This window comes from Tissierella pigra (assembly GCF_018917845.1).
Classification (GTDB): domain Bacteria; phylum Bacillota; class Clostridia; order Tissierellales; family Tissierellaceae; genus Tissierella; species Tissierella pigra.
Genome location: NZ_JAHLPJ010000001.1, coordinates 1,183,859 through 1,204,837 on the forward strand (window position 1 = coordinate 1,183,859; position 20,979 = coordinate 1,204,837).

At 30.3% G+C, this 20,979-nt stretch carries 16 protein-coding genes, 1 other RNA gene and 1 other annotated feature; of the genes, 12 read left to right on the plus strand and 5 right to left on the minus strand.

The genetic code is table 11. From position 1 onward, the window contains the following. The first annotated feature begins 150 nt into the window (after positions 1–150). The 6 genes from KQI41_RS05815 (at position 151) to ssrA (ending at position 6,834) form a co-directional block, all read left to right on the plus strand. Positions 151–915, plus strand: a complete 765-nt coding sequence (locus tag KQI41_RS05815; protein ID WP_326828299.1) for an alpha/beta fold hydrolase — start codon at positions 151–153, stop codon at positions 913–915. Positions 916–987: 72 nt separating this feature from the next. Continuing rightward, complete coding sequence (locus tag KQI41_RS05820) at positions 988–2,502, plus strand: UDP-N-acetylmuramoyl-tripeptide--D-alanyl-D-alanine ligase (RefSeq protein ID WP_154439133.1); 1,515 nt, start codon at positions 988–990, stop codon at positions 2,500–2,502. 20 nt (positions 2,503–2,522) lie between these two features. Next, positions 2,523–3,686: a D-alanine--D-alanine ligase family protein gene (locus KQI41_RS05825; RefSeq protein WP_216584999.1), complete on the plus strand. Its 1,164-nt coding sequence runs from the start codon at positions 2,523–2,525 to the stop codon at positions 3,684–3,686. Positions 3,687–3,804: 118 nt separating this feature from the next. Beyond that, entirely contained in the window at positions 3,805–5,916 is a 2,112-nt protein-coding gene (rnr, locus tag KQI41_RS05830) for a ribonuclease R (protein ID WP_216585000.1), read from the plus strand. 64 nt (positions 5,917–5,980) lie between these two features. Further along, entirely contained in the window at positions 5,981–6,445 is a 465-nt protein-coding gene (smpB, locus tag KQI41_RS05835) for an SsrA-binding protein SmpB (protein WP_154439131.1), read from the plus strand. A gap of 61 nt (positions 6,446–6,506) precedes the next feature. Further along, positions 6,507–6,834, plus strand: a transfer-messenger RNA (tmRNA) gene (gene ssrA / locus KQI41_RS05840). 339 nt (positions 6,835–7,173) lie between these two features. On the opposite strand, the gene KQI41_RS05845 is transcribed toward ssrA, so the two are convergent. Beyond that, on the minus strand, positions 7,174–7,578 hold the full coding sequence (locus KQI41_RS05845; RefSeq protein ID WP_154439130.1) for an LAGLIDADG family homing endonuclease: 405 nt from the start codon (positions 7,576–7,578) through the stop codon (positions 7,174–7,176). Positions 7,579–7,698: 120 nt separating this feature from the next. Here KQI41_RS05845 and KQI41_RS05850 point away from each other — a divergent pair, with 120 nt between their 5' ends. The 4 genes from KQI41_RS05850 to argS all read left to right on the plus strand — a co-directional run bounded on the left by KQI41_RS05850 (position 7,699) and on the right by argS (position 12,895). Further along, the gene (locus tag KQI41_RS05850) at positions 7,699–8,790 is read left to right on the plus strand and encodes an AAA family ATPase (protein ID WP_216585004.1); all 1,092 of its coding nucleotides are present in this window, start codon (positions 7,699–7,701) and stop codon (positions 8,788–8,790) included. Then, on the plus strand, positions 8,787–9,452 hold the full coding sequence (locus KQI41_RS05855; protein ID WP_154439129.1) for a DUF4276 family protein: 666 nt from the start codon (positions 8,787–8,789) through the stop codon (positions 9,450–9,452). The genes KQI41_RS05850 and KQI41_RS05855 overlap by 4 nt, the downstream gene beginning before the upstream one ends. A gap of 215 nt (positions 9,453–9,667) precedes the next feature. Further along, complete coding sequence (locus KQI41_RS05860) at positions 9,668–10,606, plus strand: DDE-type integrase/transposase/recombinase (protein ID WP_216584757.1); 939 nt, start codon at positions 9,668–9,670, stop codon at positions 10,604–10,606. A 223-nt stretch (positions 10,607–10,829) separates the two neighbouring features. Then, positions 10,830–11,035, plus strand: a binding site (T-box leader). A gap of 96 nt (positions 11,036–11,131) precedes the next feature. Then, entirely contained in the window at positions 11,132–12,895 is a 1,764-nt protein-coding gene (gene argS / locus KQI41_RS05865) for an arginine--tRNA ligase (protein ID WP_154439128.1), read from the plus strand. A gap of 296 nt (positions 12,896–13,191) precedes the next feature. Here the strand turns inward: argS and KQI41_RS05870 are convergent, their stop codons facing one another. From KQI41_RS05870 to KQI41_RS05885, 4 genes are all read right to left on the minus strand, one after another. After that, positions 13,192–15,450 (minus strand): transglutaminase-like domain-containing protein, encoded by a 2,259-nt coding sequence (locus KQI41_RS05870; protein ID WP_216585006.1) that lies wholly within the window; start codon positions 15,448–15,450, stop codon positions 13,192–13,194. Continuing rightward, a complete protein-coding gene (locus KQI41_RS05875; RefSeq protein WP_216585007.1) occupies positions 15,443–16,651 on the minus strand; it encodes a DUF58 domain-containing protein in 1,209 nt (402 codons plus the stop codon). Before KQI41_RS05875 ends, KQI41_RS05870 begins: the two co-directional genes overlap by 8 nt. Continuing rightward, positions 16,644–17,585 (minus strand): AAA family ATPase, encoded by a 942-nt coding sequence (locus tag KQI41_RS05880; protein ID WP_216585008.1) that lies wholly within the window; start codon positions 17,583–17,585, stop codon positions 16,644–16,646. Before KQI41_RS05880 ends, KQI41_RS05875 begins: the two co-directional genes overlap by 8 nt. A gap of 166 nt (positions 17,586–17,751) precedes the next feature. Further along, positions 17,752–18,750 (minus strand): sigma-54 interaction domain-containing protein, encoded by a 999-nt coding sequence (locus tag KQI41_RS05885; RefSeq protein ID WP_216585009.1) that lies wholly within the window; start codon positions 18,748–18,750, stop codon positions 17,752–17,754. Positions 18,751–19,038: 288 nt separating this feature from the next. Between KQI41_RS05885 and KQI41_RS05890 the strand changes: the two genes are divergently transcribed. Together KQI41_RS05890 and KQI41_RS05895 are read left to right on the plus strand one after the other, a co-directional pair. Beyond that, entirely contained in the window at positions 19,039–20,079 is a 1,041-nt protein-coding gene (locus KQI41_RS05890) for a zinc-binding dehydrogenase (RefSeq protein WP_154439123.1), read from the plus strand. Positions 20,080–20,283: 204 nt separating this feature from the next. Then, positions 20,284–20,892 carry a superoxide dismutase gene (locus KQI41_RS05895; protein ID WP_216585010.1) on the plus strand — a complete coding sequence of 203 codons (609 nt, stop codon included), beginning with the start codon at positions 20,284–20,286 and terminating at the stop codon, positions 20,890–20,892. The last annotated feature ends 87 nt before the right edge of the window (positions 20,893–20,979 follow it).

The window sequence follows — 20,979 nt, forward strand, 5'->3', positions numbered from 1 at the left end:
TTAAAATCTCTAACATAGTTGCACCCCAAATGTTATATGGTAGACATTTGGGGTGTATTTTTATAGTATAAAAATCTATTTCTATATGATATAATTATGTAGTTGAGGACATAATTATATATAAAAGAGTATAGAAAGGTAGTAATGAAAATGAAAGTAGAAGATACAAAATTAAATTACATAGTAGAAGGAAAAGGAAAAGATATACTTATACTTCATGGTTGGGGAGCAAATATAAATACTGTACTTCCCATAGTAAATATACTTAAGAATAAATTTAGAGTACACGCTTTAGACTTGCCAGGCTTTGGAGAAAGTACTGAACCATCTGAGCCAATAGACTCTTTTAAATATGCAGAAATAGTTAAAACTTACATTGATAATATGGAAATTGAGAAGGTTACTTTAATAGGTCATTCTTTTGGAGGGAAATTATCTATTATACTGGGAGCCAAGTATCCAGAACTAGTGGAAAAAATAGTTTTAGTAAATAGTGCAGGATTAATACCAAAGAGGGGACCTAAATATTATTTTAAAGTATATAGCTTTAAGACTTTGAGATTTCTATATAAAACCCTTTTTTTCTGGATGAAAAATGAAGAAAAAATGGAAAGATTTTATAAAAAATTTGGATCTACTGATTATAAGGATTCATCAGGAATCATGAGAAAAATATTGGTTATAGTAGTAAATGAAAATCTATTGCCATTATTAAATAAAATAAAAGCTCCCACATTACTTATATGGGGAGATAAAGATACAGCAACTCCGCTATATATGGGGAAAATAATGGAAAGAGAAATAAAAGACTCAGGTTTAGTAGTATTAGAAGGTACAGGTCATTACTCATATTTAGATGATTATCAAAGATTTACAGTTATATTGAGGAACTTTCTACAGTATGATGCAATATAGTATATAGTAAAGAGCTTAAAATAGCGAATAGTTAAGAAAGAATAACTATTCACAATATAGTGGGGTGTTTTTATGTTAATTATATTTATTGTTATAGGTATTATTGCTATAGTTTTAATAGGAAACAGATCAAAATATTTATTACATATGATGCAGCTTGAGGGGTATAATTCAGAGCAATTTGAAAAATGGATAAATAACAATAAGAAAAAGGCATTTTCTTGGAAAAACAACACTGGTGATACCAAAAAACCATTAGTATTTACAAATAGGGCTAAGAGGCTATATACAGCTAATTTAGTGGCAAATAGTATATTTATCTTGTATTTTATATTTAAAGTCAGTATATTACGTGAGCTTTCTAATTTATTTATTGCTCTAAATTCAATTATATTAGTAATTCTAATTGGGATACTTTATTACCTACAACCTTTAATGTTCTTGGCAGTAAATAAAATAATCAGTCCCATGGAAAGAAAAATCAATATGAAATTTTACGAAGAAGCTCAAGAAAGGATAAAAAATAGAAAAGATTTAAATATAGTAGGAATTACAGGAAGCTTTGGAAAAACCAGTACAAAGTTTATACTGGGGACTATATTAGGTGAAAAATTCAAGGTATTAAATACTCCAGAATCATATAATACTCCTATGGGTTTATCAAAGGTAATAAACAATGATTTAACAGAAGAACATGAAGTATTTATTGCAGAGTTAGGAGCAAGAAATATAGGAGATATAAAAGAAGTCTCTGAATTGGTTCAGCCTAAAATAGGTGTTCTTACTTCTATTGGACCCACCCATATGGAAACTTTCAAAAATATTGATAATATAATGAAGACAAAGTATGAGCTAATAGAAGAATTACCACCAGATGGTGTAGCAATATTTAACTATGATAATGAACATATTAAAAAACTAGCAGATAAGACTTTCAAAGAAAAGATACTTTATGGATTTGAAAATATAGAACAATTAGACTTATATGCTGAAGATATAGAAGTGTCAGAACTGGGTTCTACTTTTACTGTCAAGGATAAAGATGGTAACTCTATAAGATGCACTACTAAGTTATTAGGCAAACATAATATATATAATGTTTTAGCAGGAGTGGCAGTGGGAAAGGTTTTAGGTTTATCTTTTGAGGAAATTAAAGAAGGAATAAGAAAAATAGAACCAATACCTCATAGATTAAATATAATGAATCCAGGGACAGGAATCATAATTATAGATGATGCCTTTAACTCTAATCCCATAGGAGCTAAGGCTGCTTTAGAAGTATTATCTCAGTTTAAAGAAGGAAGAAAAATAATAGTGACTCCAGGAATGGTAGAACTAGGTGCTATGGAAAAAGCTGCTAATAAAGAGTTTGGTATAAATATAGGAAAAGTTTGTGATTATGTAATATTAGTAGGACAAAGTAGAACAAAGCCAATATTCGAAGGATTAATGGAAGTAAACTATAGTAAGGATAATATATTTATTGTAAATACATTAGATGAGGCAACAGGATATATTCAAAAGATAGCAAGACCAAAGGACATTGTCTTATTTGAAAATGATTTGCCAGATAACTATAGTGAATAATATATAAGGAGGTCCTCTATGTGAAGAAAATCGGTGTATTTTTTGGGGGTAGAAGTGCAGAACATGAAGTATCTGTAATTACAGGTATGCAAATAATAGAAAATATAGATAAAACCAAATATGAAGTAGTGCCTATATATGTAAGTAAAGAAGGAAAATGGCTAACTGGTAGTAGTTTATTAGATTTTAAGAATTATAAAGATGGAAAATTTAAGGATACAAAGGAAATAATACTATCTCCTAACTATGAAGATAACAATGTATATGCCCATCCTGAAATAGTAGGTTTATTTGGTAAAAAAATAATAGATAAAATAGATATAGCCCTTCCTGCATTTCATGGAATGAATGGTGAGGATGGTACTGTACAGGGTATATTTGAACTTATGGATATTCCGTATGTAGGCTGTGGGGTATTGGGTTCAAGTGTGGGAATGGATAAGGTCTTAATGAAAGATGTCTATAAAGCAAATAACTTACCTATAGTTGATTATACTTGGTTTTATAGATCAAAATGGTTAAAAGACAAAGACCTAGTTATAAACCAAATTGAAGAAAAATTATCTTATCCTATGTTTGTTAAACCTGCTAATTTAGGATCAAGTATAGGAATTACCAAAGCTAAAGATAGAGATGGACTTATATTAGCCATAGAAATAGCAATCAAATATGATAGAAAGATAATCATAGAAAAAGCAGTAGAAAATTTAAGAGAAATAAACTGTGCTGTAATGGGATTTGATGAAGAGGTTAGAACTTCTTTATGTGAAGAACCTATTGGTTGGGAAGAAATTTTAACTTTTGAAGATAAATATGTAAAGAGCAATGAAAAAGGTGGAAAAGTCAGTGGAGAAAGAAGAATAATACCTGCTGATATTGATGAAGAAGTTAGAGTGGAAATAGAAGAATTGGCTAAAAAGGCATTTATAACTATAGATGGCAGAGGAGTCTCAAGAATTGATTTCTTATTAGACCAAAATAATAAAGTGTTTATAAATGAAATAAATACTTTACCAGGTTCCATTGCATTTTACTTATGGGAAGGAAAAAATTATTCTTTCACTAAATTAATAGATGAATTAATAAATATTGCAATTAAGGTTCATAAAGAGAAGAAAGATAATATATACTCTTATGAAGCAAATTTATTAAATAGAACTAGTTTCGGTTCTAAGATTAAGTAGGGTGAGCAAAGCTCACCCTTAATCTTTAATTATATAATATAAAGTGGATTATTATTGGAAAAAGGGTAAATACTAAAAGTAAAGAAAAATATAGAATACTCCAAAGGGAGGAATAGAAATGAGCATTAGAGAAATAATTATTGAATTTATGGAAGAAAAAAAATATAGTCCCATGTTAAAAGAAGAACTAGCAGTTCATTTTGACATAGGACGTAGAGAATTAGAAGACTTTTATAATATATTGCAAGGCTTAGAAAAAGAAGGAATAATTATAAAAGCGAAAAATGAAAGATATGGATTAATAGATAATGACTATTTAGTAGCTGGTATTTTAGAAGGACATGAAAGAGGATTTGGATTTGTTGTATCTAAGGATAAAACAAGGCAAGATATATTTATTCCTGCTGAAAACATGAATGGAGCTATGCACGGAGATAGAGTAATTGCTAATCTTACAAAGAGACAAGAGGGACAACGTAGAGAAGAAGGAGAAATCATTAGGATTCTTGAAAGAGGAAATAAAACTATTGTAGGAACTTTTGAGGATAATAGAAACTTTGGATTTGTTGTACCTGATGATCGTAAAATTGGATATGATATATATATTCCAAAGGCTAAGACTATGAAGGCTAAAACTAGTCAAAAAGTAGTTATAGAAATAACACAGTGGCCAGAACCAAGGAGAAATCCAGAGGGTAAAGTAATAGAAGTTCTTGGATACTTAGATGAAAAAGGTACAGATATTTTGTCTATTATCAGACATTTTAACTTACCAGAGGAGTTTCCCAACAGAGTACAAGAAATTGCAGAAAGAATTCCTCAAGAAGTAGAAAGAGATGAGGCATCAAGAAGAGTAGATTTGAGACATTTAAATACCTTTACCATAGATGGAATAGATGCAAAGGATATAGATGACGCTGTATCAATTGAGAAAAAAGATAATGGAAATTATTATCTTGGAGTCCATATTGCAGATGTTGCTCACTATGTTAAGGAAAGGGCAGTTTTAGACAAGGAAGCATTTCAAAGAGGTAATTCAGTATACTTAATAGATAGAGTAATTCCAATGCTGCCAAAGGAACTTTCCAATGGAATATGCTCCTTAAATCCTAATGTAGATAGATTAACTTTATCTGTAATGATGGAAATAGATAAAAAAGGTAAGGTAGTTGACCACGAAATAGTTGAAGGACTAATCAATAGCAAACAAAGACTAGTATATGATGATGTTTCTGACTTCTTAGAAAATGATGATGAGGAAGCTAAGAAAAAATTGGTTAATGTAGCAGATGATCTGAAACTAATGGAAGAACTATGTCATATTCTATATGAAAAAAGAGAGAGAAGAGGAAGTATAGACTTTGAATTTCCAGAAACTAAGATTATCTTAGATGAAAAAGGAGCACCAGTAGAAATAAAAAAAGAAGATAGAAGAATAGCCAACAGATTAATAGAAGAGTTTATGCTAGTATGTAATGAAACTGTGGCAGAAAGATTTTTTTGGTCTCAAACGCCATTTTTATATAGGACACACGAAGAGCCTTCACCTGAAAAGATTGCAACATTTAGTAAATTAATACACAATTTCGGATATACTCTAAAGGGACAAAATGAAATTCATCCTAAGGAACTTCAGCTACTAACTAGAGAAGTAAAAGGAAAAAAAGAGGAAACCTTGATAAATACCCTTATGTTAAGATCCCTTAAAAAAGCAGTATATAGCAGTGAACCAGGAATTCACTTTGGTCTTGCAGCACAGTATTATTCTCACTTTACAGCACCAATTAGAAGATATCCAGACCTTGTAATTCACAGAATAATAAAATCATATTTACATGGAAAACTGAACCATCAAGTTCAGCAAAAACTTGAAGTAACTTTACCTGAAATAGCAGATCATACTTCAATGACAGAGAGACGAGCAGAAGAGGCTGAAAGAGAAGTTGAAGATATGAAAAAGGCTCAATACATGACAAGACATATTGGGGAAGAGTTTGAAGGAATAGTATCATCTTTAACTAGCTTTGGAATGTTTGTACAACTAGAGAATACAATTGAAGGTCTAGTGCATTTTAATAATATGTTAGATGATTATTATCATTTTGATGAAGAAAAATATTATATAATTGGTGAAAAAACTAATAGAATCTATAGATTAGGAGATATAGTTAAAATAAGAGTCATAGATGCTAATGTAATGACTAGAAATATCGACTTTGAATTGATATAGAACATTGACATCACCATGGATATTTGTTAAACTTAATTACAAGAAACTATAATGTGGTGATAATATGAAGAAAAAGGGAACCAATGTAGTTGCAACTAATCGAAAAGCAAGATATGAATATTTTATAGAGGAAACTATAGAAACAGGATTAGTGCTGACAGGAACAGAGGTTAAATCCATAAGACAAGGAAAATTAAATATAAAAGATAGTTACGCATCTATAGAACAAGGAGAAGTATTTATAAACAATCTCCATATAAGTCCTTATGAACAAGGAAATATATATAATGTTGATCCCCTTAGGAAAAGAAAACTATTACTTCACAGAAGAGAGATAAGGAAACTAATGGTTGCCATAACACAAAAAGGCTATACATTAGTTCCCTTATCCGTGTATATAAAAGATGGTCTAGTAAAAGTAGAGTTGGCAACTGCCAAGGGTAAGAAACTTTATGATAAAAGAGATGATATAGCTAAGAAAGATGCTGAAAGAAGAATGCAGCAGCATAGTTCTGAGAAATACCAATAACAGTTGACATAATACTATTAATTTGTTACAATAGTTAAGCAAAATTAAATATGGGGGCGAATTTGGTTTCGACGGGGATGTGGAATCAGGAGTAGCGAGTCGTTGTCGCCAAGCAACGTTAAAAGTGGCAAAATAAATTAAACGCAAACGATAATTACGCATTTGCAGCTTAATTAAGCTGCTCGTTCTACCTAAGTAACCCACGGCTAAGGATAGAACGTCAATCTAGTGGGGCACCGCACTTAGGAAAGCTTTGACCTAAGGACGGAATCTATGAAGCTACTGAAACTTGAACCTTGTCAGTAAGGGTCAAGTAGAGGGAATGTTAAATTACTGACTGCACTCGGAGAAGCTCTTGTGGAAGTGTTTTCGGACGTGGGTTCGATTCAAGTAGGAGTCGCCCTATGGGGTAATCCATAGGTGAAAACTTGGCTTTATCGGTGAAGGCTTTAAAATGCTAATACCGAGGGGTATGTGGAGAAATCCAACAGCCCTGTATCGACTTATAGGCTGCTAAGTCTTATGATATGCAGTACTAGGATGGAAGAGAAAAACTATAATAACTTCCATAATACGCCAAGGAACTTTGAGAAAAGTTTAAGATATAGTCAGTGCCTTTAGGAAACTATTGGATAACATGTCCCACCGCCTCCACCATACATAATTACAAAACCCTTGATTAAGTAACTTAATCAAGGGTTTTATAATTCCATGAAATCTAAATAAAATTATTCTTTTGCTATTTTTTGTTCATTATTATATCTACCATTTCTCAAAGTAACTTCTTTGTACTTAGAAATAATATGTCTTGCCCTAGCTTTTTTCTTCTCTATTACTAAATAAGGTTCGATATTTTGTAAGAGTTGTATAGCTTCGTCATATATTATTGTATATGTATAGGAATTCTTATGTCTTTCTTTATTATAATTTTTTTTAGTAGTAATTTTACCAGACTTTATAGTATTTTTAATCCATTCTAATAGCTCTAGGTCAGTAGAAGAAATTGAAATACATGGAGAATGATATTGATTTTTATGAAATCTAGTAAGCACAATACTACCTTCTCCATCTATTATACCAGCTATATAAGCTTTCTCAGTATTTGTCGTTTTAATTATATAATAAATGGGCATAATAGCAAATATTCTATTTTATTTTAATATATAATATTATTATGAATCCATTTTATGGTAGTTAAATAGGGTTTATGATATAATTTAATTTATATTGATATTCAAGTGAGGTGGCTGATAGTGAATGATAAGCAAATAACTAAAGTTCAGATAAAGGGATATAAGTCCATTAAAGAATGTAATTTAGGTCTTGATATGTTAAATGTGTTTATTGGTTGCAATGGTGCCGGTAAATCAAATTTTATTTCTTTATTTAAAATGTTACAGCATATTATTGATAATAAATTAGAGTACTATGTTACTAGTCAAGGTGGAGTTGATTCTATCCTACACTTTGGTAGTAAAACAACAGAACAATTATTTGTAGATTTTAAATTTGGAGATAATGGATATGGATTTATTTTAGTGCCTACAAAAGATAATAAACTAATGTTTGAAGAAGAATGGTTTTATTGGGAAATATCTGGTAAGAAATATTTAGGTAGTGGTTACCTTGAATCAAGATGGAAAAAAGGCACGGATACAGGCATAGACAATTATGTAATGCCTATTTTAAAAGAACAAAAATGGAGGGTCTATCATTTCCATGATACTAGTGATACAGCACTTATAAAGCGGGAGCACGGTATAAATGATAATATCAGCTTTGCTACAGATGCACGTAATTTAGCTGCTTTTTTATATATGCTAAAAGAAACAGAAAGTCAACATTATGAAAAAATTGTTAAGACAATTAGATTGGTAGCACCGTTTTTTGATGATTTCATTCTTCGACCAAATCCATTAAAAGGAGATAGGATTCAGCTTGAATGGAAAGGAATAGATAATGATATACCATTTACAGCTTCGCAGCTATCAGATGGTACTTTGCGTTTTATTTGCCTTGCTACTTTATTGCTTCAGCCACCTAGGTTAATGTCAGAAACAATACTAATTGATGAGCCAGAACTCGGGTTACATCCATATGCAATTACTATACTTGCATCCCTTATAAAATCTGCATCAAAGAAGAAACAAATAATTATTTCAACCCAATCTGTAGAATTATTAAATCAATTTGATGTTGAAGATATTGTAGTAGTTAATAGAGAAGAAAATAACTCTACATTTAATCGGCTAAATGAAAAAGAATTAGAAATATGGCTTGAAAATGAATATACATTAGGTGAATTATGGAATAAGAATCTTTTGGGGGGGAGACCTGCCAAATGATAAGATTATTTATTTTATGCGAAGGGCAAACAGAAGAACGGTTTGTAAATGAATTACTTTCTGGATATTTATCTAGCAAAGGAATAATAGTAATACCTATAATTTTAGCTACTAAAAGAACTCCAACAAAGAAATATAAAGGTGGTATATCTAGTTATAATAAAATTAAAAGTGAAGTTGAGATATTATGTAAAAGTGATAAAGCTGCATTTGTAACTACAATGTTAGATTATTATGCACTACCATTAGATGTTCCTGGACGTAAAGAACCAATTGGAAAAGATATATATGAAAAAGTATGCTATGTTGAAGGGCAAATGTATGAAGATATAGCTCTTGAGAATTTTATGCCTAATATAATATTACATGAATTTGAAGGACTATTATTTTCAAATCCTGAATGTTTTTCATATTGTGATTCTGATACAAGAAGAATTGAAGAGATTGTTAAGATAAGGGAAGAAAATGAAACTCCTGAACATATAAATGATGGAGTAAGTACAGCCCCATCAAAAAGAGTAGTAAAAATATTTGATAATTATGATAAGATTATTGATGGAATCAATATAGCAATTAATATTGGAATAGATTGTATTCTAAAGGAATGTCATCATTTTGGGAAATGGATAGACAAGCTATGTAAATTGGTTAATGAGGATTGAAAATGAGCATGATTTTAAGTAAAAGAATTATACGAGTTTATTATGGTTTGTATACAGACTAGAATATTGTGTTATTAAAAAAAGCATACTATGATTACTACTAAAAAATCTTGATATGAGACAATACATTTGTGACAAGTAAATATGAAAAAAGGAAAGACCTCTGATATAATGTTGTTTACCATAACAAACAAAAATCGGAGGGATCTTTCCTTATGAAAACAATTATAACAGAAGAGATGAGATTTCGTCAAAGGGTAGTTAAATATGCAATTAAACATGATAATAATGCTAAAGCAGCTAGAAGATACCACACTAGCCGTCAGCAAGTCCAACGTTGGAGAAAAAGATATGATGGAGATGTAAGATCTTTGGCAAATAAAAGCAGAAGACCACAATTTCATCCTAACCAACATACTCAAGAAGAGTTGGACTTAATAAAGCATAAACATAGATACCATCAGCATGAAGGATATGCACAAGTGTATCGGAAGTTAAGGGATGCAGGGTATAAAAGAACTTATGACTCTATGTGTAGACAGCTAAGAAAAATGAAATTAAACGTAGCCAAGAAAAGAGCTAGTTATCCTAAATCTAATTATCGTAAAGATGCTACTACTTATCCTGGAGAAAGAGTGCAAATAGATGTAAAATATGTTCCAAATGAATGTATTGGTTTTGCAAGTAATCATAGTAGATACTACCAAATAACAGCTATTGATGAATATTCAAGAAAGAGATATTTAGAATTAGTTAATGAACTTAGCACATATAGTACATCTAACTTTTTAACACGATTAGAAGATAAATTAGGATTTAAAGTTGAATTGGTTCAAACTGATAATGGAATCGAATTTGTTAATGATCAAGATATTACAAATAAGAAAACTAGATTTGAAAAGTATTTAGAAAAGCTAGATATAAAACACAAACGTATTCGTCCATATTCACCATGGCAAAATGGTATAGTAGAGCGTAGTCATAGGATAGATAATGAATTATTCTACAGCAGAAGACGGTTTAGTAGCTATAAAGAAATGGAGAAGTCATTTAGAAGATATAGTAACAAATACAATAACATAGCAAGGAAAATTCTTAACTTTAAGACGCCAAATGAAATAGTTGAGGAGTACTTCTCTAAAAATGCTGCTTAAGATGGTATTACTAATAATTATTTAATCAAGGATCGCTATCGCTTTCCTCCTTGACAAAATAATTACTAGCAATTTAAGAAAACCACAGCATTATTCAGAGAAAATTTTTCAGAGGTCTGTGTCACATATGTTTGACTTCTCTAGATACTATGATTACTACTAAAAAATCTTTCATTGACTTTTCGTAATGTATAATATAAAATCAACAATAATTAATAAAATTAGAAATTCTAGGAAGAGGAAAGTAATCATTTGAGTTTCTAACAGCGAACAAGAACAGAGTGAGAGTCTTGTAAGAAAGCTTATGGTGAAGAGAGCCTCGGAGAAGATGTCTGAGCAATTGCGAGGATAATACGTTAACTGCGTTAAAGTATTTAAGTGGACTTATGTCAATTTGAGTGGTACCGCGGATTTAAACCCGTCTCAGTTTATGAGGCGGTTTTTTTATTTATGTATATTTTGATGTTATAGTAATAATCCAATTTACTGAAACATCTAATATAGTTAAATTTAAGGAGGGAAGCCATGGAAAAATTAATTAAAATATTAAGTAGGATAGTTGAAGATGCTTTTGAGCAATGTGGATATGAAAGAAATTTTGGTAATGTTACTATATCCAATCGTCCTGATTTATGTCAATTTCAATGTAATGGAGCTCTACCTGCATCTAAGAAGTATAAGAAGTCACCTATACAAATTGCTAATGAGATATTAGAAATATTGAAAAATACTAATGTTTTTAAAGATGTTTTTTCTGCGGGACCTGGTTTTATAAACATAAATATAAAGGATAACTTCTTAGCCGATTACCTAAATGATATGAGTAAAGATAAGAAATATGGTTGTTCTAAGCCAGCAAAACCTATGACAATCATAGTAGATTATGGCGGAGCAAATGTTGCAAAACCCCTTCATGTTGGTCACCTTAGAGCTGCAATTATTGGTGAAGCAATAAAGAGAATTTCTAGATTTCTAGGGCATAATGTCATAGGTGATGTTCATTTAGGTGATTGGGGTTTGCAAATAGGAATGGTAATATCTGAGATTAGAAGGCGTATGCCCGAGCTACCTTATTTTGTTGAGAGTTATAAAGGTGAATATCCTGAGGAGGCTCCTTTTACAATAGATGAACTTGAAGAAATATATCCAGCAGCAAGCTCCTTAGCGAAAAGCAATATTGAAGCAATGGAAGAAGCTAGAAAGGCTACTTTCGAATTGCAAAGTGGGAGAAAAGGATATATAGCACTTTGGAAACATATTTTAAATGTTTCTGTAGAGGATTTGAAGAGAAATTATAGCGCTTTAAATGTAGAGTTCGATCTCTGGATGGGTGAAAGTGATAGTCAGAAATATATTAATGAAATGGTAAATTATCTAGAAGAAAACAACTATACCCATAAAAGTGAAGGGGCATTGGTTATAGATGTTGCTAAGGAAACTGATACTTATACCATTCCACCGATAATAATATTAAAATCAGATGGAGCTATACTATATAGTACTACTGACCTTGCTACTATTTGGCAAAGAGTAAAGGATTATAATCCGGATCAGATAATATATGTTGTTGATAAAAGACAGGGACTACATTTTGAACAAGTTTTTAGATGTGCCAAAAAAACAAGAATTGTAAATGAAAATCTATCCTTTGATTTTATTGGCTTTGGAACAATGAATGGTAAAGATGGGAGACCTTTTAAAACTAGAGAAGGCGGTGTTATGAGGCTACAAGATTTGATTAGAATAATTCAAGATAATGTAGTGAGTAAACTTGATGACAATAAGGGTTTTAGTGAATCTGAAATATATGATATAGCAAGAAAAGTCGGACTGTCTGCATTAAAATATGGTGATTTATCTAATCAGGTTACTAAAGACTATATATTTGACATGGAAAAATTCTCATATTTTGAAGGAAATACAGGACCATATATTTTATATACCACTGTAAGAATTAAATCTATTTTGAGAAAAGCTAGTGAGGAAAAGATGAATAATATAGATGTAATATGTGAACCCTATAGCCAGAGTGAAAGAGATTTAATGCTAAAGCTTTCAAAATTTAATGAGGTGATAGAGTTTAGTTTCTTGGAAAAGGCGCCAAACAAATTATGTGAATATATTTATGATCTATCTAATCTATTCAACAAATTTTATCATGAAAATAAAATTATAAGTGAGGAAAATATTGAGAAGAAAAACTCTTGGTTAAGTCTTATTACCTTAACAAAGAATATTTTAGAAACTTCTCTAGATTTACTTGGAATTGAAGTGCCTGATAGAATGTAAATAACAAAGTCAGAATTGAATAAAGATTTATAGATAATGAACAGGCTAAAAAGTATAGTAAAATATCAAGCAGGGAAGTCCAAGCTGGCTTCCCTGTTAAAGTATTTAGCTAGATTAATATCTTCTGGCAATTTTATAAAGTTAGATTTCGATAATCCATTTAAACGTATTCTTTATTAAGAATAGTATGAAGTTTATAACGAAGTTTTATGAAAGCAAGCTAATATCAAGAAATTCTTGGTAACTCTATGGTTAATAAATTATACCTAGTAAGGATATGATTAAAAATACTAAAATCAATATATTCCTTTCACATATTTCTGATAGTAATATCTCATTTTACCCAAATAATTTTTAAGTCGTTTCTCCATAGTCTTTCTATACATTTCCAATTTCAATACGTTTTCATCTGAAGAAATAGAGTTACTATACTTACTTTTTACAAAAATTTCTGTAATTTCTTTTATTCCTATGTCATCATAGGAATGGAACTTATACGCAATACGATTTGCATATTCATAGTGAGTTTCTCCATATAGCTGTGGACAACCCATCAATTCTTTAAGTCTTAGAATTTGCTGATATAGATAAATAACTCTTTTATTATTGGACAACTTTTTAGCTTTAGCTTCGCCATAGCTATATTGTAATAATCCTACTAAAGATTTTAGAGGGATAATTAATAATAAAAGGACTATAAATAAGCCAATAGTATTACTTGGTAAACCAGTAGATGTATCTTCGTAGTTTTCCTCATAGTTTGGTTTCATTTCATCCATAGCAATTTGGTCACTATCAATAATTTGACCATCAATATCATTTCTATGAGTTCTAATATTTTCCCTAGATTCATTTAACTCCATATTCTTATGAGATTCATTTAGCTGATAATTTTCTAATCTAGATTCTACAGGATAAGCCGGTGTAGGCTCAAAGGTCATCCAACCAACTGGTTCAATAAATGCTTCTACCCATGCATGAGCATTTTCATGTTTCACTTCATATATACCATCTTCAATAAGGTCTTTAGCTAAATAGCCTTCTATATACCTGCTTGGTATTTCTGCTAGGCGAAGCATTACAGCCATAGATGTTGCATAATAAGTGCAGTAACCCCTTTTTTCTTCAAATAAGAAATAGTCTACAAATTCTCGATGTTCTGGTACATATTTCACATCTAAGCTATATTTATAATTAGTTCTAAGATAATTCTCAATAGCTACTGCCTTTCCAAAGTCATTTTCTGCATCCTTTACAATTTCGTTTACTAGATTTCTTATTCGTTCAGTTATTTTTTCATTTGGAATTTGAAGATATATATTCAAATCGGGCAGATACGTCTTCTTATTTTCCATTCCAGTGGAGACAAGAATTCCATAGGGAAGAGGTTTTTGGATTTCAATAGTGTAACTTTCCCTATCATAAACTCCATTTGGGAAAATAATAACATCATCATTATTTACTTTTAATATATGATTATCCTTGAAATTAACTTTACTTGGTTTGTAGGGACTAAAAAGAGTAGTTGATGCAAAATCATTGTTGGTTATTATAATATGTTCTTCTTTATAAAAATATTGTTGTTCTTTATAAGTAAGCTTACTAAAATCTTCCCCTAACTTATAATCATATAAAGGTTTCAGTATGGAATCCCAAGAATCTCCAGTATATACATGTTTCACATTCCCTCTAAGATAAATGCTATCATCTGCATATACAGTCATAATTTTTTTGTTACTTAAATTTACTGGACCTCCTAACTTTGAAATTTTGCTTTGAAAACCTGTAGTAGAGAAATCAAATAAAATTGCCTCTCCTGATTTTCGAGTATATTTATCATAGGAGCGTAAATTTTCAACAAAAGGAAATGCAGTATAAACTTTTTGCTGCAACCAAAACCATTCAATATAGTTGTAATTTTTGGGCAATAGTAAAGCTATAAAAACAATTAATATACTATAGTTAGTTAATATTTTGAGCCATGGAGCATAAAGGTTTTGTATCTTTTTCTTAGAATATTTATCTAATCCCATAAGAATAAAAAAAGCTATTAAAAATATGGAAATCATCCAATATGCTTGATTAAAAAAGTTGTACCAATAGTAAAGGAAAGTACTTATATAAATAGGAAGCAATAGATAAATAGTTTTGCCTCTAAACAAGATAAATGCAGTAAAAAGTGACACTAAAATTATAAGTATTCCCCAGAATAATAGTATATTATCTGATGCAATATTTTCTTTTCCTCGGAAGTTAGCTATTATGTTTTTAGATAAATAAAGGACTCTTTCTACAATGGTAAATAAAATGGGAGCAGCAAAACGGTGTATTAAAATAGTTATTATAGAGCTAATAGCTATAATTCCATATAGGATTAGTGGATTTAGAAGAAAGAATTTAACCATCATACTTCCTAGAAATACTATTAATACTTGTAGCATAATATTTATTTTTAGTCCTATTCCCAAGCCAAAAAGATACACTAGAGAAAATACAAAAGAAGCATATAACAGGTTAATTATCAGATTTTCACTTTTATTAGATATTCTATCCATGGTAAACCTCCAATACTTCTTTAATGCTAGTATTATAATCTAATATATATGTAGGAATTCCTTCCTGTTTTAATCTTTTCATAACCATCTGATCAATATATCCTGTCTTGTTACCTAAGTCAGTTATAGTTATAAACAAAGGATGAAGATTTTTCATTTTCAACTGGATTCCTTGTGCACCCATGGTCTTATCTAGGTTAGGAGTAATAATTATAACTGTTGAACCTTTATTTAAAGTTTCCACCTTTGACATAAGAATAGATTTAAACTCAAGAGCCCCGTTACCTCTAAATCTAGCTAAGGTTTCCAAAAAAGGTTTTAAGTCAGAAGGTTGTTGACCTTTTAATTCTATTTGAGTTTGATTATTTTGAGTTTCTAAATTCACTTCTATGTTTTGACTTAAACAATAATTTACTATGCTAAGAGCAGCATCTACTGATTTATCTTCAAGGTGACGATCTATATCACCTTTAAATAGTTTTGACTCATTGTCTAAGAAAATAATAACATTTGTATCTCCTCGATTTTCATAGTCTTTAATTATAGGAATATCTTTTTTTGCTGACAATTTCCAATGAATGGCTTTAACAGAATCACCTTCCCTATATTCCCTTAAAGAAGCAATTCTGCTCTTATCTTGAAAGTCTGAGGTCTGCACTAGAAGTTCCCCAGACTGATGGCTGGCAGTTATCTTGAAAGTAGAAAGAATAATAGTTTCGGGATAGACTAATAGAGAGGCAGGAGTAGTAATTTTTTTCTTGAAAGAATAAAATCCAAAGACATCTTCAACTGTTACCTCTATTTCTCCAAACTGGTAGTACCCCCTTTTTTTTAGGATCACAGATTCACTACTGTTATAGGATTCTTTTTTTTCCAGTGCTAATGTTACTTTAGGAGAATTAGTTCCTGTTAATTGTCTTGAAATATTAGATTGAATTTCTAAATAGGGTATTGGAAGAATACTGTTGTTTTCTACCTGATAACTTATATTGATTACTTCACCAGTGAATAGAGATTTCCTTGGAATCTCTATAGAACCTTTCAACCTCTTAAGGGTAATTAAGCAGTGAATTAAAGGAAGAATGAATGTGAGCAATAGTATATAAAACAAAAAGTAAGGTAAGGTTCCACCAACTAACAATACGAAGGCAAATATAATTATAAAGAAGATCAGTGGAAGACTAATTTTTATGTTATTCATTTATTATCACCGGTACAAATACATGATTAAGAACTCCCTTTAGGACTTCATCAATACCCTTTCGTTCTATTCTAGCCTCTGGAGAAAGAATTAGTCTATGTCCCAATACAGGTACCACCATTTTTTTCACATCATCATGAATGACATAGTCGCGACCTGCTAGAAACGCCTTGGATTTTGCAGCTTTCAGCAAATCAATAGAAGCTCTGGGGCTAGCTCCTAGACGCAAATCTTCATAGACCCTAGTTGTATTAGAAATACTAACAATATAATCTATAATGTCACTATGAACAGTTATTTCATCTACCATGGATTGCATCTCTAATATATCTTCCTGAGAGACAACTGGCTCTATAAGATTAAGATTTTTTATGGATTGATAATTTTGCAGTATTTCTATTTCAGATTGCTTTTCTGGGTATCCCAGAGATAAACGCATTAAAAAACGATCTAGCTGTGCTTCTGGTAAAGGAAATGTTCCTTGGTACTCTAGTGGGTTTTGAGTTGCTAATACCATAAAGGGTTTCTCTAAAATATAGTGATTTTCTTCTGTAGACACTTCTCCCTCCTCCATAGCCTGCAATAAACTAGACTGAGTTTTTGGAGAAGTTCTGTTGATTTCGTCAGCTAGGAACACTTGATTAAATATTGGACCTTTCTTGAAAGAAAAATCTCCAGTATTTTTATCATAAACACTAATTCCTATAATATCAGAAGGCATTAGGTCTGGCGTAAACTGGACCCTTTTATATGATAAATCCATACTTTTAGCAAGTGCTTTGACTAAAGTAGTCTTTCCAACTCCAGGAACATCTTCGATTAAAAGATGGCCTCTGGCAAATAATGCTATTAATACCTTTTCTAGAACTTCATCTTTACCAATAATTATTTTTTTTAAGTTTTCTAAAATATCCAATGCTTTTTTATTATCCATATTTACCTCCATTACTCTTTTAGAGAGATTAAATTTATTAATAAACTTTATAGTTTTGAGGAATTCATATGCTATGTTAATTATACCATTAAAACTATTGTATTACGCAGAAAATATGAGGAAGATAACCCCCTTGATTAGAGTCATATCTAATCAAGGGGGTTTATTATTTTTGTAATCCATATTCATTAATTTTATTAAATAGCTGACGGGTACTAATATCAAGTCTACGAGAAGCCTCTGCTACATTACCGTTTACTTCATCTAAAACCCACTGTAAATATTTAGTTTCTGTATCTTTTCTAAAGTCTTTTAATGGAACTATAGATTCAAATCTATTTGTACTGAAACCAGATTTATGTTTTCCAATGGCATATAGAATTGGAAGATCATCCTTTCTTATAATGCCATTTTCTGATAATACTACTAGTCTATCAATAGTATTTTTAAGCTCACGAATGTTTCCAGGGTAATCATAATTATATAAGAACTCATTTACCTCAGGTTCAATATAAGAGATTTCACATTTGTTTTCAGCACAAGCTTGTTTTAAGAAAAATTGTACCATATCCATAAGGTCTTCTTTACGTTCTCTAAGAGGTGGAATTCTAATGGCTATGGTGCTAATTCTAAAAAAAAAGTCTTCCCTAAAAGTATTATTCAAAATGTTTTCTTCTAAATCATTATTAGTTGCACAAATAAGTCTAAAGTCTATTAACATAGGTGTATTAGAGCCAATTCTTTCAAATTCCTTAGTTTCTATAACCCTTAAAAGCTTAACTTGAGTAAGTAAACTAGTATCACCAATTTCGTCTAAAAACAGAGTTCCTTCATGAGCAAGCTCAAATTTACCTTTTTTAGATTTCAAGGCACCTGTAAAAGCTCCTTGCTCATATCCAAACAGTTCAGACTCTAAAAGAGTTTCAGTAAAAGCACTGCAATTAACAGTCACCATATTATTTGAAGCTCTTGGGCTACAGGCATGAATATATTGAGAAGCTACTTCTTTACCCGTACCAGATTCTCCTATTAGTAAAACATTAGCATTGGAGTTAGCAACTTTTTCACAGTATCTTAAACTTTCTGCAAAAGCAGGACTTTTAGTATTTAGAAAAAAATTCTTTTTAATATTATTTATTTCTTTATTATTGGTGTATTCACCCATGTAATTTGTCTCCTTATTAGAATATTATATACATAATAAATGAAATAAATTTCATAGTCAAGAAATATATTTCATTTGTTATTGATAATAATAAATAAAATTCATAAAAAAATAATAATAAAATGTGAAAATTGATTTTTATAATCAATAGATGGCTATAATCTTCATACTTAGATATATTATGTAAAATATAGATTAAGTTTAAATGAAATAATGAAATGTGGCAAGGAAATTGCAAATATAACTTAGCAATATAAATTATGTTTTAATATAGAGGGAGGAATGGAGATGAAAGGGTTTGCAATGCTTGAATCAAATAAAGTAGGATGGATAGAAAAAGAAAGACCAATTGCAGGGCCTTATGATGCAATACTTAGACCTCTAGCATTAGCACCATGTGTATCAGATATTTATACTGCATATCAAAGTCAATTAAATTATAGAGAAAATTTGATTTTGGGACATGAAGCTATTGGAGAAATTGTAGAGGTTGGAGAAAAGGTTAAAGATTTTAAAACAGGGGATAAGGTAATTGTACCAGCTATTACACTTGATTGGAAAAGTAATGAATCAAATAATACTTTTGAACAACAGATATTTGGAAGAAGATATTCGAATATAAAGGATGGAGTTTTTTCAGAATATTTTCATGTAAATGATGTAGATATGAATTTAGCATTATTACCAGAAGATATTTCACTAGAGACTGCCATTATGCTTACGGATACAGTATCTACAGGACTTCATGCCGTAGAATTAGCAGAGGTAGACTATAATGATACAGTAGTAGTTTTAGGCACCCCATCTATATCATTGATGTCAGTTGCCGGTGCTAAATTAAAAGGAGCCAGAAGAATTATTGTAGTAGGAACTAATAAGGAGTCAATAGATGCTGCTAAATTTTATGGAGCAACAGATATTATATATCACAAATATGGTCCAATATCTGATCAAATTCTTGAATTAACAAAAGGTGAAGGAGTAGATAAAGCTCTAGTGTCAGGTATGGATTCAGATGCAATTACAAATGCAGTAAAGGTTGTTAAGCCAGGAGGATATATAGGAAATGTAAATCACTTTGGTAGTGGAGAAAGGTTTTCAATTCCTAGACTTGAATTTCCAAGGGATACTAAATTAAGTATCATGGGGAAAATAACACCTGGTGGTAGGAAAAGAATGGAGAAACAGATTGAGTTGGTAACATCTGGGACAATTGACCCTAGTAAAATAGTAACCCATGTTTTTCATGGATTTGAAAAAATAGAAGATGCACTAAATATGATGAAGACTAAGTCTTTGGATTTAATTAAACCAGTAGTAATACTATAATTTTAAATATTCAGTTCTAATGAAATAATATTACTCCTTTTTGTAGCAGTCAGTTAAGATAATAAAAACTGTAACTACAATAAGGAGTATTTTTAATAAAAAGTATAACATTTCTAAGTGATAATGTTTATCATTTAGAAATATGGGCATATATATAATAAGATGATAATACTCAAATTAATATAGATAAAAAGGAGAGATAAAATGAAATTTTTATTACCAGAATTAAAATATTCATATGATGCTTTAGAACCACATATAGATAAATTAACTATGGAAACACATCATTCAAAACATCACCAAGCTTATGTAGATAATTTAAATAAAGCTCTAGAAAGTCATGAGAGATTTCAAGAAATGGAGATAGAAGATATTTTAAAATCTCTAGATGGATTGCCAGAAAGTATTAGAACTGCTGTAAGAAATAATGGTGGTGGGCATTACAATCATACTTTATTCTGGGATATAATGTCACCTGAAGGTGGAGGAAATCCAGAAGGAGAACTTGGAAAGAAAATTGATGAAGATTTAGGTGGATTTGATAAATTTAAAGAGGATTTTAAAAAGTCAGCTTTAGGTCAATTTGGTAGTGGATGGGCATGGTTAGTACTTCACAATGGAAAACTTGAAATAGTTGCCACATCAAATCAAGATAATCCAATTTCACAAGGAAAAGTACCGCTTCTTGGTATAGATGTATGGGAACACGCTTATTATTTAAAATATAAAAATAAAAGAGCAGACTATATAGATTCTTGGTGGAATCTAGTTGATTGGAATAGGATAGAAGAAATATATAATAAAGCTAAATAGTAAATAATATTATTTAAAGAAGTTAGTAAAAACCAAAATAGATTTTAAAATCTGTTTTGGTTTTTACTATTTATAATAAATCAACTA

Excerpts from the sequence above, each read along its gene's own strand:
- KQI41_RS05885 (WP_216585009.1), bottom strand. The coding sequence starts at position 18,750 with ATGGGTGAATACACCAATAATAAAGAAATAAATAATATTAAAAAGAAT.
- KQI41_RS05845 (WP_154439130.1), bottom strand. The coding sequence starts at position 7,578 with ATGCCCATTTATTATATAATTAAAACGACAAATACTGAGAAAGCTTAT.
- KQI41_RS05875 (WP_216585007.1), bottom strand. The coding sequence starts at position 16,651 with ATGAATAACATAAAAATTAGTCTTCCACTGATCTTCTTTATAATTATA.
- KQI41_RS05815 (WP_326828299.1), top strand. The coding sequence starts at position 151 with ATGAAAGTAGAAGATACAAAATTAAATTACATAGTAGAAGGAAAAGGA.
- KQI41_RS05895 (WP_216585010.1), top strand. The coding sequence starts at position 20,284 with ATGAAATTTTTATTACCAGAATTAAAATATTCATATGATGCTTTAGAA.
- rnr (WP_216585000.1), top strand. The coding sequence starts at position 3,805 with ATGAGCATTAGAGAAATAATTATTGAATTTATGGAAGAAAAAAAATAT.
- KQI41_RS05880 (WP_216585008.1), bottom strand. The coding sequence starts at position 17,585 with ATGGATAATAAAAAAGCATTGGATATTTTAGAAAACTTAAAAAAAATA.
- KQI41_RS05855 (WP_154439129.1), top strand. The coding sequence starts at position 8,787 with ATGATAAGATTATTTATTTTATGCGAAGGGCAAACAGAAGAACGGTTT.
- smpB (WP_154439131.1), top strand. The coding sequence starts at position 5,981 with ATGAAGAAAAAGGGAACCAATGTAGTTGCAACTAATCGAAAAGCAAGA.
- KQI41_RS05860 (WP_216584757.1), top strand. The coding sequence starts at position 9,668 with ATGAAAACAATTATAACAGAAGAGATGAGATTTCGTCAAAGGGTAGTT.
- KQI41_RS05870 (WP_216585006.1), bottom strand. The coding sequence starts at position 15,450 with ATGGATAGAATATCTAATAAAAGTGAAAATCTGATAATTAACCTGTTA.
- KQI41_RS05820 (WP_154439133.1), top strand. The coding sequence starts at position 988 with ATGTTAATTATATTTATTGTTATAGGTATTATTGCTATAGTTTTAATA.
- argS (WP_154439128.1), top strand. The coding sequence starts at position 11,132 with ATGGAAAAATTAATTAAAATATTAAGTAGGATAGTTGAAGATGCTTTT.
- KQI41_RS05890 (WP_154439123.1), top strand. The coding sequence starts at position 19,039 with ATGAAAGGGTTTGCAATGCTTGAATCAAATAAAGTAGGATGGATAGAA.